This window comes from Sedimentitalea xiamensis, assembly GCF_030164465.1.
Classification (GTDB): Bacteria; Pseudomonadota; Alphaproteobacteria; order Rhodobacterales; family Rhodobacteraceae; genus Sedimentitalea; species Sedimentitalea xiamensis.
This window is the reverse complement of the sequence record NZ_JASNJE010000011.1, coordinates 1-12,765: the sequence shown is the minus strand read 5'-3', so window position 1 is coordinate 12,765 and position 12,765 is coordinate 1. Positions and strand designations below refer to the sequence as shown.

The 12,765-nt window shown below is 66.3% G+C and carries 11 protein-coding genes; 4 read left to right on the top strand and 7 right to left on the bottom strand.

The window, feature by feature from the left end; genetic code table 11:
* Positions 1 to 24: 24 nt before the first annotated feature.
* The 5 genes from QO034_RS10675 to QO034_RS10655 all read right to left on the bottom strand — a co-directional run bounded on the left by QO034_RS10675 (position 25) and on the right by QO034_RS10655 (position 5,733).
* Positions 25 to 1,809 carry a peptidoglycan D,D-transpeptidase FtsI family protein gene (locus QO034_RS10675; RefSeq protein ID WP_284485518.1) on the bottom strand — a complete coding sequence of 595 codons (1,785 nt, stop codon included), beginning with the start codon at positions 1,807 to 1,809 and terminating at the stop codon, positions 25 to 27.
* A complete protein-coding gene (ftsL, locus tag QO034_RS10670; RefSeq protein ID WP_284485517.1) occupies positions 1,806 to 2,156 on the bottom strand; it encodes a cell division protein FtsL in 351 nt (116 codons plus the stop codon). Before ftsL ends, QO034_RS10675 begins: the two co-directional genes overlap by 4 nt.
* On the bottom strand, positions 2,153 to 3,148 hold the full coding sequence (gene rsmH, locus QO034_RS10665; protein ID WP_284485516.1) for a 16S rRNA (cytosine(1402)-N(4))-methyltransferase RsmH: 996 nt from the start codon (positions 3,146 to 3,148) through the stop codon (positions 2,153 to 2,155). The genes ftsL and rsmH overlap by 4 nt, the downstream gene beginning before the upstream one ends.
* Before the next feature lie 4 nt (positions 3,149 to 3,152).
* A complete protein-coding gene (gene mraZ, locus QO034_RS10660; protein ID WP_284485515.1) occupies positions 3,153 to 3,671 on the bottom strand; it encodes a division/cell wall cluster transcriptional repressor MraZ in 519 nt (172 codons plus the stop codon).
* A 991-nt stretch (positions 3,672 to 4,662) separates the two neighbouring features.
* Positions 4,663 to 5,733, bottom strand: coding sequence for an Mrp/NBP35 family ATP-binding protein (locus tag QO034_RS10655; protein WP_284485514.1), 1,071 nt, complete (start codon positions 5,731 to 5,733; stop codon positions 4,663 to 4,665).
* A 237-nt stretch (positions 5,734 to 5,970) separates the two neighbouring features.
* Between QO034_RS10655 and QO034_RS10650 the strand changes: the two genes are divergently transcribed.
* Both QO034_RS10650 and cls read left to right on the top strand, forming a co-directional pair.
* Positions 5,971 to 6,180, top strand: a complete 210-nt coding sequence (locus QO034_RS10650; RefSeq protein ID WP_284485513.1) for a DUF1127 domain-containing protein — start codon at positions 5,971 to 5,973, stop codon at positions 6,178 to 6,180.
* A 317-nt stretch (positions 6,181 to 6,497) separates the two neighbouring features.
* Positions 6,498 to 7,925: a cardiolipin synthase gene (cls, locus tag QO034_RS10645; protein WP_284485512.1), complete on the top strand. Its 1,428-nt coding sequence runs from the start codon at positions 6,498 to 6,500 to the stop codon at positions 7,923 to 7,925.
* Positions 7,926 to 7,938: 13 nt separating this feature from the next.
* Here the strand turns inward: cls and QO034_RS10640 are convergent, their stop codons facing one another.
* The gene (locus QO034_RS10640; protein WP_284485511.1) at positions 7,939 to 10,368 is read right to left on the bottom strand and encodes an ATP-dependent helicase; all 2,430 of its coding nucleotides are present in this window, start codon (positions 10,366 to 10,368) and stop codon (positions 7,939 to 7,941) included.
* An 84-nt stretch (positions 10,369 to 10,452) separates the two neighbouring features.
* Positions 10,453 to 11,253 carry a glycoside hydrolase family 19 protein gene (locus QO034_RS10635; RefSeq protein ID WP_284485510.1) on the bottom strand — a complete coding sequence of 267 codons (801 nt, stop codon included), beginning with the start codon at positions 11,251 to 11,253 and terminating at the stop codon, positions 10,453 to 10,455.
* A 115-nt stretch (positions 11,254 to 11,368) separates the two neighbouring features.
* Here QO034_RS10635 and QO034_RS10630 point away from each other — a divergent pair, with 115 nt between their 5' ends.
* Both QO034_RS10630 and QO034_RS10625 read left to right on the top strand, forming a co-directional pair.
* Positions 11,369 to 12,517, top strand: coding sequence for an alpha-hydroxy acid oxidase (locus QO034_RS10630; protein WP_284485509.1), 1,149 nt, complete (start codon positions 11,369 to 11,371; stop codon positions 12,515 to 12,517).
* Between the two features lie 112 nt (positions 12,518 to 12,629).
* On the top strand, positions 12,630 to 12,765 hold a 136-nt coding region (locus QO034_RS10625), incomplete at its 3' end, for a biotin carboxylase N-terminal domain-containing protein (RefSeq protein WP_284485615.1).

Here is a 12,765-nt window from a genome sequence, read left to right as displayed (position 1 = left end):
CAGTGTTCACAAGACCATCCCCCGTCAGTTCGACGTCAGCCTTATAGCAGCCGGATGTGCGGGTTCAATGTCCGGCCGCAGGCCCAGGAGCGGCGCGATGCGGCCGATCATCTCGGCCGCCACGGGCACCGCCGTCCAGCCCGCCGTGCGGCGCGGTTCGCTGCCGGAGGTCTCGGTCGGTTCGTCCAGCGTCACGATCAGAACGTATTTCGGATCATGCGCCGGGAACATGCTGGCGAAGGTGGCGATCACCTTGTCCTCGTAATATCCGCCACGGGGCTTTGGCTTGTCCGCCGTGCCGGTCTTGCCCGCCACCGCATAGCCGGGCACTTCGCCAAAACTGGCGGTGCCGTCGGTCACGACCTGCCGCAGCATGCTTTGCGCGGCGCGGGCGGCGCCCCTGGACATCACGCGCGGGCCGTATTTCGGCCCGTCCTGCTTCAGGATCGTCGGGCTGACGTAATGCCCGCCATTGGCGATCGCGGCATAGCCCGCCGCCAGATGCATCGGGCTGGTGGACAGCCCGTGGCCGTAGGAGATCGTCATGGTGCTGAGTTCGGACCAGTTCCGGGGCAACAGCGGCTCGCCGCCCGCCGCCTCGACGATTTCGAACGGTGTCGCCCTGAGCATGCCGAGCGAGTCCAGGAACGCTTTCTGCCGGGCCGACCCGATCTGTTGCGCCAGCCGCGCGGTGCCGATGTTCGACGATTTCACGATCACCTTCGTGACCGACAGCTCCTTGCCGTAATTGCGGAAATCCCGGATGCGGAACTTGCCCCAGCGCAACGGGCCGCGAATGTCGATCATGGTTTCCGGACCGACCAGCCCCAGGTCCATCGCCTGCGCCGCGGTGAAGATCTTGAAGGTCGATCCCAGTTCATAGACCCCCTGCACCGACCGGTTGAACAGCGGGCTGACCGACGGATCGTCTCCGCTGGCCGGAGGGCGCGGGCGGTCGTTGGGGTCGAAATCCGGCAGCGACACGACCGAGATCACCTCGCCCGTGTGCACATCCATCAGGATCGACGTCGCGCCCTTGGCGTTCATCAGCTTCATGCCGCCGTAAAGCACCCGTTCGGCCGCCGCCTGCACCGTCAGGTCGATGGACAGTTGCAGCGGCGCGCCCCCGTTCGCCGGATCCCGCAGGAAGGCGTCGAACTGCTTTTCCACCCCGGCAACGCCGATCACCTCGGCGGCGGTCACGCCTTCCTTGCCGAAACTGGCACCGCCCAAGACATGCGCCGCCAGCTTGCCGTTGGGATAGAGCCGCATCTCGCGCGGCCCGAACAGCAGGCCCGGATCGCCCAGGTCATGCACCGCCTGCTTCTGTTCCGGGCTGATCTTGCGCTTGATCCAGACGAATTTCCGCTTGCCGGTGAAATCCCGGATCAGGCGCGCCTCGTCGAGATCCGGAAAGATCTTCGCCAGCCCCCGGGCAGAGGCGACCGGATCGACGAGGAACGGCGGCTGGGCATAGAGCGAATGGGTCTCGAAATTGGTCGCCAGGATGCGCCCGTCGCGGTCGACGATATCGGCCCGCTGCATCGCGATGGCCGATCCCGCGGCGCTGGCCACGGGTTCGACCGCTTCCGACGTGGCCAGCAGCCCCATCCGCGCCCCGACGACGGAAAAGGCGCAGAAGAAGAACAGCCCCAGCACCAGCAGGCGCCCTTCGGCGCGCACGCGGGCGCGGTCGCGCATGTCCTCGTGGCGCCGACGCAGGTTTTCGCGTTCGATGGCGTCAGGGTTCTCGCCCTTGGCGCGGGCGGACAGGATGCGGGCGAGCGGGCGCAGCGGCGTACGGATCATAGCGGTTCTTCCCCGGCCATGCTGGAAACATCGACCGCATCGGTGATCGGGAGCAGCGACACGGTCGGAAAGCTCACCTCGTCGATGCGCCCGAACTGGTCGGGCCGCAGCGGCAGAAGACCCAGCCGGTCGAAATTGATCTCCGCCAGTTCCGCCAGACGGTCCGGGCGGTTCAGATAGGCCCATTCCGCCCGCAGCACGCTCAGCCGCACCTGGGCTTCGCCGATCTCGCGCTGCAACCGCTGGGTGTCCGACAGCACCCGCTGGGTGGCATAGTTTTCCCGGTAGGCCCAGAAGGCCAGGCCGAAGACCGCCATCGCGGCCAGGACATAGGCGACGCTCCTCATCCGCGGACCTCCCTGAGCAGCGGCATGCCGATGGCGCGGGCGTCCACCGGCCCTGCCGGGGCGTCGGTGCGGATGGCGACCCGCAGCTTGGCGCTGCGCGACCGCGGATTCTCGGCCAGCTCGCGGTCGTCCGGGCCAATGGCCTTGCGCGATTTCAGGATGAACTGCGGCGCCGCGCGTTCGGTTTCCGGCGCGAACCGGTTGGCCCGCCCGCCCTGGCCCGCGCGATCGGCCAGGAACCGCTTGACCATGCGGTCCTCGATGGAATGAAAGGTCACGACCGCCAGTTTGCCGCCCGGCCGCAGGGCGCGTTCCGCCGCCATCAGCCCTTCGAACAGTTCCCGGTATTCCTCGTTCACCGCGATGCGCAGCGCCTGGAAACTGCGGGTCGCCGGATGCGATTGCCCCGGCCTGGCGCGCGGCAGGCAGGATTCGATGATCGCCGCCAGGCACAGGGTGGTGGTGATCGGCGCATCCGCCCGTTCCCGCACGATGGCGCGCGCGATCCGCCGGCTGGCGCGTTCTTCACCATAGTGGAACAGGATATCCGCCAGGTTGCTTTCGCTGGCCGCGTTGACCAGATCGGCGGCCGACGGCCCGGCCTGGGACATCCGCATGTCCAGCGGCCCGTCCTTCATGAAGGAAAACCCACGTTCCGCCCGGTCGAGCTGCATCGAGGACACGCCGAGATCCAGCACCACCCCGTCGAGATCGGACGCATATTCGTCCATCCGCGAAAAGACGCCGGGTTGCAGGACCAGCCTGTCGCCATACTCCGCCGCCCAGCCCCGCGCCATCTCGAAGGCCAGCGGGTCCCGGTCCACCGCGATGACCCTCTCGGCTCCGGCCTCCAGCAATCCGCGGGTATAGCCTCCGGCCCCGAAGGTCCCGTCGAGCCAGACGCCCGACACCGGGGCGACCGCGGCAAGCAACGGGCGCAGCAGAACGGGAAGATGCGGGTCGGCAGCGTCCGGGGGAACCGCGGAAGCCATGCCGTCACGCCCCGTCCCGTTCACCCGCTCTGGGGTTGTCCAGAAATTCCATCGGATCAAAGTCATCGGGTTGCTCATCCAACCAGGCCTCGGACTTGGCCAGTTCTTCGGTTTCGTAGGTTTCGGGCTTCCAGATCTGGAAGGTATCGCCGGCGGCGATGAAGAACGCCTCGCCCTCGAGACCGATCTTTTCCCGCAGCCTGGCGGGCAGGACGAGCCGCCCGGTTTCATCCACGTTGGTCGGAAAGGATTGCCCGTGGAACATCCGCTGCAGGGCCTTGCGCTCCATCGAACCGCGCGGCAGGGCGTCGATCTTGGCATCGACCTCGTCGATCGCCTCCATCGTGTAACATTCCAGGAACTTGCGGCGATGATCGCCGTAGACGATGACCAGTTCCGGGGAAAGTCCCGAGGTCCAGCCGGGATCGCCGGCTTCCAGCACGCGGCGAAACGAGGCCGGGATAGACACCCTGCCCTTCGCATCCACCTTGTGGTGGCTTTCGCCCCTGAACCTGCGGCCCACTTGCCCCGTCCTTTGTTCTGCGCCCCGCGTCTGCGTCTCCGCCCCCCTTGAATGGAAAACGGCGGGTTGATCCGCTGCCACCGATCAACCCGCCGCCCTCGTCCCGCTGTGCGGGGTGTCCAGTCGCGCGCGCCACCTGGGGGGATGTCTGCTCGCTCGCGCGCCGGATCTCTTGGTCTGATGAAGCCGAAGCCTGTATGAAACCTGCTTTTTGTTGGTCGGGGTCGTTTGGTGCCCCTGCTGTCTTCTTCATCCGATGAACAAGGGATACCGTGGGAATTCATGGTCTGGCAAGGGATTTTTCGTTAATAACTCCCTAAATCTTGCTTGTGATGCGTTAAGAAAACAACATCTAGAGGCCAGTTTCGGCGAATCCTTGGAACAGCTTGCGTAAGAATGCGGGAATGAACACTAAATATGGTAGATCTGAGACCCCACCAAAATATCCCATGATTTCCCGAATAAATCGCACCGTCTGCCATCAGCCCGAACATGTTTCCAGTTTGTTCCTGCCTTTTGGACTGTGGACCCGGATGAATCACCGTCAGATCACCCGGAATTCTGATTCGATGGCTCGGCTGAACCGCCACGTCCCATCAATTCCCGTGAGCCGTTCACAGGCCATTGCGCCCCCCGGCCGGCGCCACGATCCCTATTCCCGCGGCGCGAACGGAAACCGGATCGGTTCAAACCCGTCAGCATCGGGGCGCGGCGCGCCTTGACGAAACCTGCACGGAATCGAAGGACCGGCAGTAGCGTCAGCGGCAGCCCGGAAACTGACTCACGGCGGGAATCATCTGCGTCAACGTGGGGCTGGCAGGCGTCCATCCCGGTGACGCCACCGGCCCGTTCGGCCTGAACGCCCGGCCCGGCGGCTGCGCCGCACGAACGGCGTGTCATCGCCGAAGCGGGACATCACCGCCGTCTGCGACGAGGTCTTCACCTCGCTCGGCGTGATCACCGGCATTTTGTCCCGCTGAGAGGGCCAGTTTCAGGCCACCCCGCCCCGGATCAGCCGGTCCGCGATCTGCGCATAGGATTGCGCCATCGGCCCATCCCCCGCCGCGACCGGGGTGCCTTCATCCCCGGCGATCCGGGTATCGAGGTCGATCGGAAGCGTGCCCAGAAGCGGAACCCCCAGCCGGTCTGCCTCGGCGGCCACCCCGCCCTGCCCGAAGATGCGGTGGCTGCTCCCGCAATCGGGGCAGACGAACATCGACATGTTCTCGATCAGCCCCAGCACCGGGGTCTTCAGCGTCGCGAACATGTCCAGCGCCTTGCGCGCGTCGATCAGCGCCACGTCCTGCGGCGTGCTGACGACGATGGCCCCGGTCAGCTGCGACTTGGTGCAAAGCGTCAGCTGCACGTCCCCGGTGCCCGGCGGCAGGTCGACGATCAGCACGTCGAGCCGGCCCCAGTCGACCTGCCCCAGCATCTGCTGCAACGCCCCCATCAGCATCGGGCCGCGCCAGACCACCGCCTTGCCTTCCTCGACCATGAAGCCGATCGACATCAGGGTCACGCCATGGGCGTGCAGCGGGATGATCGTCTTGCCGTCCGGCGATTCCGGCCGCCCGGAGACGCCCATCATCCGCGGCTGGCTGGGTCCGTATATGTCGGCGTCCAGCAGCCCCACCCTGCGCCCGGCCCGCGCCAGGGCCACGGCCAGGTTCGACGCCACGGTGGATTTGCCGACCCCGCCCTTGCCGGAAGCGATGGCGAGGATGCGGTCGACCCCGCCGGGGCGCACCGGCCCGTCCTGCGGTTTCGGATGGCCGCCGATCTTCAGGCCCGGCGCCGCCGGTTTCGCCGCCGGGCCATGGGCGGTCAGCGCCACGCTGACCGATGTCACCCCGTCCAGCGCCGCCACCGCGGCCTCGGCGGCGCGGCGCAGCGGCTCCATCTGCTGCGCGATCGCGGGCGACGGAGCCTCGATCACGAAGCGCACCGCGCCGTTCTCGACCGACAGCGCGCGAATCATGTCCCGCCCCACGAGGTCGCCGCCATCCGGCAGGACGAGCCGCTGAAGGCAGGTTTCGATCTGTTCCCGTGTCACGCCCATGCCGTTCTCCTTCGCATCCCGCCGCTTTACGCAGCGTCCTAAGGCAAGGCCGCGCAAATGGCGACCGGCCCCCGCCCTGTTTTTGCCCGTTCGCCCGAAAAAACGCCATTTCACCCATGCGGATGCTGCATGGCAGCATTGTTTCCCCACCCTATTGTGCAACTGCAGCATTCGGCTATCTTAGAGACAAGTTAGGGCGCTAACAGGCGCCGCAGGAAAACACGAAGGTTAACGATTATGGCCAGTTACAGCCTCGCCGGCACGAACGACCGCCCGCTGTCCGGCGGCTGGCTGGCCGAGGTGAAATCCCGGTTCGCCCGCCATCGGCTGTATCGGAAGACGTTGAAGGAACTTTCGGAACTGGACCCGTGCCAGCTTGCCGATCTGGGGCTGACCCCGACCATGCTGCCACGCGTTGCCTACCAGGCCGCATACGACATCTGCTGACCGGCTCAGCGCACGACACAGACAAGATCAGGTCCTCCTCTCCTCCTCCCTGGATGGCCTGTCCTAGCGGCGACATCTCTCCTCCTCCCTGATGTCGCCGCCCTTTTATACCGGTCCAAGGACCGGGTTCGGATGCATCGGGCGCTCTCCTCCTCCCTGCGCCCGGTGTTTGAAGAGAACGGCGACACCTCTCCTCCTCCCTGGTGTCGCCGTTTTCCGTCCCTCCTCCGACGCAACCGTTCCGGCTGTTGCCTGCAATCGCCAAATGGTCTTTGCTGCGCGGAACGGGCCCGCGGCCGGAGGCGCAAGCGAACCAGATGATCCTGCTGGCGATACATATCCTGATCGTTCTCGGACTGATGGTCCGGGTGCTGCTGCGCGACGAACTCGCCGCCACCAGCCGTCTGGCCTGGATCGTGGTCATCGGCCTGCTGCCCTATTCCGGCGTCATCATCTATTTCCTCTTCGGCGAAGCCAACCTCGGCTATTCCGCCAGCGGCCGCATCGCCGCCGTCGCCCGGCAGATCCAGAGCCACAAGCAGGACCTCGTCCCGGCCGTCCCCGACGCGCTGCCGGCGGTGCCCGAACGATACCGGTCGGCCTTTGCCTACAGCGAATCGATCAACGGCTTTCCGGCCCTGCCCGGCAACGCGGTGGAACTGATGCCCGACGCCGCCAGCGCCCGCGCCCGGCTGATCGCCGACATCGACGCCGCGCGCCATCACGTGAACGTGCTCTATTACATCTGGCTGGACGACGAGACCGGCACCAACACCGCACGGGCGCTGATCCGGGCGGCGCAGCGCGGCGTGACCTGCCGCGTCATGGCCGACGGGCTGGGCTCGCGCAAATTCGTCCGCTCGCCGCTCTGGAAGGAGATGGAGGCCGCCGGCGTCCGGGTCGCGGTGGCGCTGCCCATCGGCAACCCGGTGATGACGGTGCTGAAAAGCCGCATCGACCTGCGCAATCACCGCAAGATCACCATCGTCGACGGCGAAATCACCTATTGCGGCAGCCAGAACTGCGCCGACCCGGAATTCCGGGTCAAGGAAAAATACGGCCCGTGGATCGACATCATGCTGCGCGTCACCGGGCCGGTGGTGGCGCAGAACCAGCTCCTGTTCGCCAGCGACTGGATCGCCCATTGCGGCGGAACGCTGCAGGACTTCCCGGTCCATGCCGAACCGCAGAAACCCGGAATCGTGGCGCAGATCATGGGCGACGGTCCCACCGAACGGCGGCTGGCGACGCCGCACCTGTTTTCCGCCCTGATGAATTCAGCCGAACGCAGCGTCACCATCACCACCCCGTATTTCGTACCCGACGCCATCGTGGTCGAATCGATCTGCGCCGCCGCCTACCGGGGTGTCGATGTCGTCATGGTCCTGCCGCGGGTCAATGATTCCAAGATCGTCGCGGCGGCAAGCCGCTCCTCCTACCGGCGGCTGCTGGCGGCGGGGGTCGCGATCCACGAATTCGAAGGCGGGCTGCTGCATGCCAAGACCATGACCATCGACGGGCTGATCAGTTTCGTCGGCTCGTCCAATCTCGACCTGCGCAGTTTCGACCTCAACTACGAAAGCAACCTGCTGCTCTGCGACGCGGATCTGACGCGTCAGATCATGGCGCGGCAGGACGACTACATCGGCCAGTCATCGCGTGTCCGCATCGACGAGGTGAACGCCTGGCCAATCCACCGGCGCATGTGGAACAACGCGGTCGCCACGATCGGCCCGATCCTCTGACGCCGGGCGCGGATCAGAACGGGATATCGTCGCTCGCCGACACGAAACGGGACACGACCTTCTTGGTGCCGGCCTTCTCGAAATCGATCTCCAGCTTGTCGCCCTCGATGCCGATCACCGCGCCATAGCCGAATTTCTGGTGGAACACCCGTTCCCCGAGGGTGAAACTGCTCACCGCGTTCATGTCGATCACCATGTTGCGGGCTTCGCCGGGCTGCGACAACCCGCGCTGCCCGGCGCGGGCCTGAAGGCGTTTCCAGCCCGGTGAATCGTACCCGTCGGCGCGGGCGGCGCGGGCCGCCAGGTCGGTTCGCGGCGTGGCCACCGGGGCCGCCGCGCCGTAGCCGCCGCCATAGAGCCCCGGCGGAGTCAGCACCTCGACGTTTTCCGCCGGAAGTTCGTCGATGAAGCGCGACGGCATCTGCGACTGCCACTGGCCAAAGACCCGCCGGTTGCCGGCAAAGGAAATCGTGCAGATTTCCTCGGCCCGCGTGATCCCCACATAGGCGAGGCGGCGTTCTTCCTCGAGCCCCTTGACCCCGCTTTCATCCATGCTGCGCTGGGACGGGAACAGCCCGTCCTCCCAGCCCGGCAGGAACACCGCGGGGAACTCCAGCCCCTTGGCCGCGTGCAGGGTCATGATGCTGACCTTCTCGTCCCCGCCCTCCTGCTCGTTGTCCATGATCAGGCTGACATGTTCGAGGAATCCCTGCAGGTTCTCGAACTGCTCCAGCGCCTTGACCAGTTCCTTGAGGTTCTCAAGCCGCCCCGGCGCCTCGGGCGTCTTGTCGTTCTGCCACATTGCCGTATAGCCGCTTTCGTCCAGTATGACCTGCGCCAGTTCCACATGGCCGACCGGCGGCGGGCTTTCGACCGAGCGCACCGGCCCGTCCCCGTCCTCGATCACCGCGTCGTCATCCTCCACCACGATCCGGGGGCCGCGGGTCATCTCGCGCCAGCGCGCGATCCCGTCGACCAGTTCGCCCAGTGCAGCGCCGCCCCTGCCCCGGATCAGCCCGTCCCGCACCGCCAGCCGCGCGCCCTCGAGCAGGGAAACGCCATTGGCGCGCGCAATGGTCTGGATGGTCTGCTGCGCCTTGTCGCCCAGCCCGCGCTTGGGCGTGTTGACGATGCGTTCGAAGGCCAGATCGTCGTCGGGGCTGGTGACGACGCGGAAATAGGCCATGGCGTCGCGGATCTCCATCCGCTCGTAGAATCGCGGGCCGCCGATCACCCGGTAGGGCAGCCCGATGGTCAGGAACCGGTCCTCGAAGGCGCGCATCTGGTGGGACGCGCGCACGAGGATCGCCATTTCATCCAGATTGAAAGGCCGCAGCCCTCGGGTTCCCCGTTGCAGGCTCTCGATCTCCTCACCGATCCAGCGGGCTTCCTCCTCGCCGTCCCAGTGGCCGATCAGCCGCACCTTCTCGCCGCCCTCGGCGGCGGTCCACAACTCCTTGCCCAGCCGGCTTTCGTTGCCGCGAATGACGCCCGAGGCGGCGGCGAGGATATGCGCCGTGCTGCGGTAATTCTGTTCCAGCCGCACCACATGGGCGCCGGGGAAATCCTTTTCGAACCGCAGGATGTTGCCCACCTCGGCCCCGCGCCAACCATAGATCGACTGGTCGTCGTCGCCGACGCAGCAGATGTTGCGATGCCCCCCCGCCAGCAGCCGCAGCCAGAGATACTGCGCCACATTGGTGTCCTGGTATTCGTCCACGAGGATATAGCGGAACCAGCGCCGATACTGCGCGAGCACGTCCGGATGGTCCTGAAAGATCGTCACCATATGCAAGAGCAGGTCGCCGAAATCCACCGCGTTCAAGTCGCGCAGGCGGGTCTGGTATTGGCCGTAAAGCGCCACACCCTTGCGGTTATAGGCCCCGGCATCGGCGGCGGGCACCTTGTCGGGCGTCAGCGCCCGGTTCTTCCAGCCGTCGATCACCCCCGCCAGCTGCCGCGCCGGCCAGCGCTTGTCGTCGATCCCCGCCGCCGAGATCAGTTGCTTCAGCAGCCGCAACTGGTCGTCGGTATCGAGGATAGTGAAGTTGCTTTTGAGCCCGGCAAGTTCGGCGTGCCGTCGCAGCAACTTTACGCAGATCGCGTGGAAGGTACCCATCCATCTTATAGGATCGCGCAGGTCAAACGGCGTTTTCCTAAGACGCTCACCCATTTCACGCGCAGCCTTGTTGGTGAAGGTCACTGCCAGGATTTCGTTCGGAAGTGCTGCGCGAAGAGTGACCAAATGGGCCACACGCGCCATCAAGGCTTTAGTCTTGCCGGTGCCGGCCCCCGCCAGCATCAGCACCGGACCGTCCAGACGCTCGACCGCCTCGCGCTGCGCCGGGTTCAGACCGTCCAGATAGGGCTGCGGCCGCGCGGCCATCGCGCGCGCGGACAGCGACGCGCCTTCGAAGGCGTCCATGTCGTCGAAACTGCTCATGGGCGCAATGTAGACCAGTCCCGGCCGCAGGAAAAGGGATGTTCGCGGCTTGTTCCGCGCATTTCCCCGCGACCGGCCCGCGGATCAGGTGATATCGCGCAAGACCTGCAACAGCGCGTCGCCCTGGACGCCGAAATGCGCCGCCGCCGCCTCCCGCGCCGCCCTGGTCTTGTCGCCCATCAGCCCGTCGATCGGCCCCGGATTGAACCCCGCGTTCAGCAGCAGCGCCTGCCATTCCGCCGTGCTCACCTCGCCGGTCAGCGCGGCAAAGGCCCGGCCGGTCTGCACCTCCCGGTCGGCGAGGCCGTGGGTGCCGCCGTTGATGCCCTTGGTCACCATCAGCACGTCGTCCGCATCCGCCCATTCCAGCAGGCTCCTGCCCGACCGGTGCGTTCGCGCCAGATATTCCGCCGCGATCAGCCAGCACACATCCGGATCGGCGGCCCGGTCCGGGTTGTTCACCAGGTCCTCGCCGATATGCTCGCCGTAGCGGCGGTAATTGTCCTTGCCGGTCAGTTGCAGATAGCCGCGCCCGCGATAGCGCCAGCCGTCGCCCGACGCGGTGTCGCCATTGCCCATCCGGTTGCGATAGACCCGGTTGGCGATCTTTTCCGGCTGGCGGGCGAACTGGTGGGTTTCCGCCTCGGACGAGAAATGGCGGCGAAAGATCTTCCACAGCCCGGCGGCGGAATAGTTCAGGTTCTCGAACCGGGTGCGGAACCGCGCGCTTTCATGGGCGCATTGGCCGATCAGCGCCGCGCGGCGGCGGTCGTTGTCGATCCCGATCCGCTGCAACCTGTCCTCGACGGACTGCCAGGCCGCAAAGGCCGCGCCCGCGGTGACGGAAGAGGACGCGCAGACACGAATGGCGGATTCGATGCTCATAATTCTCTCCTGAATAACTGTCTGAAAAAGACAACCATAGCATGTTTTCCGGTTCCGGACCAGCACGGCGCGATAACGGGCTTGCGCCCGCCGCACGCTCGGCTGACAAAGACGCATGGACCTGCACAGCACATATCCCGGCGTCATGGATCTGAAATGGCGCGCCGAGAAACGGCTGCCGAAATTCGTCTGGGAATATCTCGACAGCGGCACCGGGACCGAAGCCACCAAGGCCCGCAACCGCGCGGCGCTGGACCGGGTCGGCTTCCTGCCGTCGATCCTGCACGGTCCCATCGACCCGGACCTGACGACGCGCTTTCTGGGCCGGGACTTTCCGATGCCCTTCGGCATGGCTCCGATCGGCATGTCCGGGCTGATCTGGCCGAACGCGGAACCCCTGCTGGCGCGGGCCGCCGCCGGGGCCGGCCTGCCGTTCTGCCTCTCCACCGTCGCCAGCCGGAATCCCGAGGACATCGCCCCCCATCTGGGCGACCACGCGTGGTTCCAGATGTATCCGCCGAAAAAGGAAGACATCCGCCGCGACCTGCTGGACCGGGCGCGCGCCGCCGGGTTCACGACGCTGGTGCTGACCGTGGATGTGCCGATGGCGTCGCGGCGCGAACGCCAGACCCGCTCCGGCCTGACCCAGCCGCCCCGGCTGACGCCCCGGCTGCTGGCGCAGATCGCGCTGCGGCCCGCCTGGGCGATGGGCATGGCGCGCACCGGAATGCCCCGGATGCGCACGCTGGACAAGTATATCGACGGATCGCGGAAGAACCTGCCGCCGACGGCGCATATCGGATATATCCTGCGCACCTCGCCCGACCGGGATTACGTGGCCTGGCTGCGTGATCACTGGGACGGGCCGTTCATCGTCAAGGGCGTGATGCGCTCCGAGGACGCCGCCGGGATGGAAGAGATCGGCGTCGATGCGCTCTGGGTCTCCAACCACGCCGGGCGTCAGTTCGACGGCACCCTCGCGACCATCGAAACCCTGCCCGGCCTGCGCGCCGCGACCCGCCTGCCGCTGATCTTCGACAGCGGGGTCGAGGGAGGTCTCGACATCCTGCGCGCCCTGGCACTCGGGGCGGATTTCGTGATGTTGGGCCGCGCCTTCCACTTCGCCCTGGCCGCGCTTGGCGACCGGGGTCCGGCGCACCTGATCGAGATCCTGGCCCTCGACATGCAGGCCAACATGGGCCAGATCGGGGCGCATGACCTTTCGGCCCTGCCCGACGCGATCGACATGCGCTCGCTGGCCTGACGGGCCGCGCCCCGCCGCCACGATTTTTTTCCGCTCCGCGGGTTCTTCCCGTTTACCTAGGGGAACATTGCCCCTAGAGATGCTGCAAGCGCATTCAAGCCGCAGGGGCCCCATGACCGAATTTTCCAAGATCCTGATAGCGAACCGTGGTGAGATCGCGATTCGCGTGATGCGGGCGGCGAATGAGATGGGCAAGCGCACGGTCGCGGTCTATGCAGAGGAGGACAAGCTGGGCCTGCACCGGTTCA

Bases quoted from the DNA above. Each gene is read 5' to 3' on its own strand.
- QO034_RS10635 (WP_284485510.1), bottom strand. From the start codon at position 11,253: ATGAGCATCGAATCCGCCATTCGTGTCTGCGCGTCCTCTTCCGTCACC.
- ftsL (WP_284485517.1), bottom strand. From the start codon at position 2,156: ATGAGGAGCGTCGCCTATGTCCTGGCCGCGATGGCGGTCTTCGGCCTG.
- QO034_RS10630 (WP_284485509.1), top strand. From the start codon at position 11,369: ATGGACCTGCACAGCACATATCCCGGCGTCATGGATCTGAAATGGCGC.
- rsmH (WP_284485516.1), bottom strand. From the start codon at position 3,148: ATGGCTTCCGCGGTTCCCCCGGACGCTGCCGACCCGCATCTTCCCGTT.
- QO034_RS10640 (WP_284485511.1), bottom strand. From the start codon at position 10,368: ATGAGCAGTTTCGACGACATGGACGCCTTCGAAGGCGCGTCGCTGTCC.
- QO034_RS10675 (WP_284485518.1), bottom strand. From the start codon at position 1,809: ATGATCCGTACGCCGCTGCGCCCGCTCGCCCGCATCCTGTCCGCCCGC.
- cls (WP_284485512.1), top strand. From the start codon at position 6,498: ATGATCCTGCTGGCGATACATATCCTGATCGTTCTCGGACTGATGGTC.
- QO034_RS10650 (WP_284485513.1), top strand. From the start codon at position 5,971: ATGGCCAGTTACAGCCTCGCCGGCACGAACGACCGCCCGCTGTCCGGC.
- QO034_RS10655 (WP_284485514.1), bottom strand. From the start codon at position 5,733: ATGGGCGTGACACGGGAACAGATCGAAACCTGCCTTCAGCGGCTCGTC.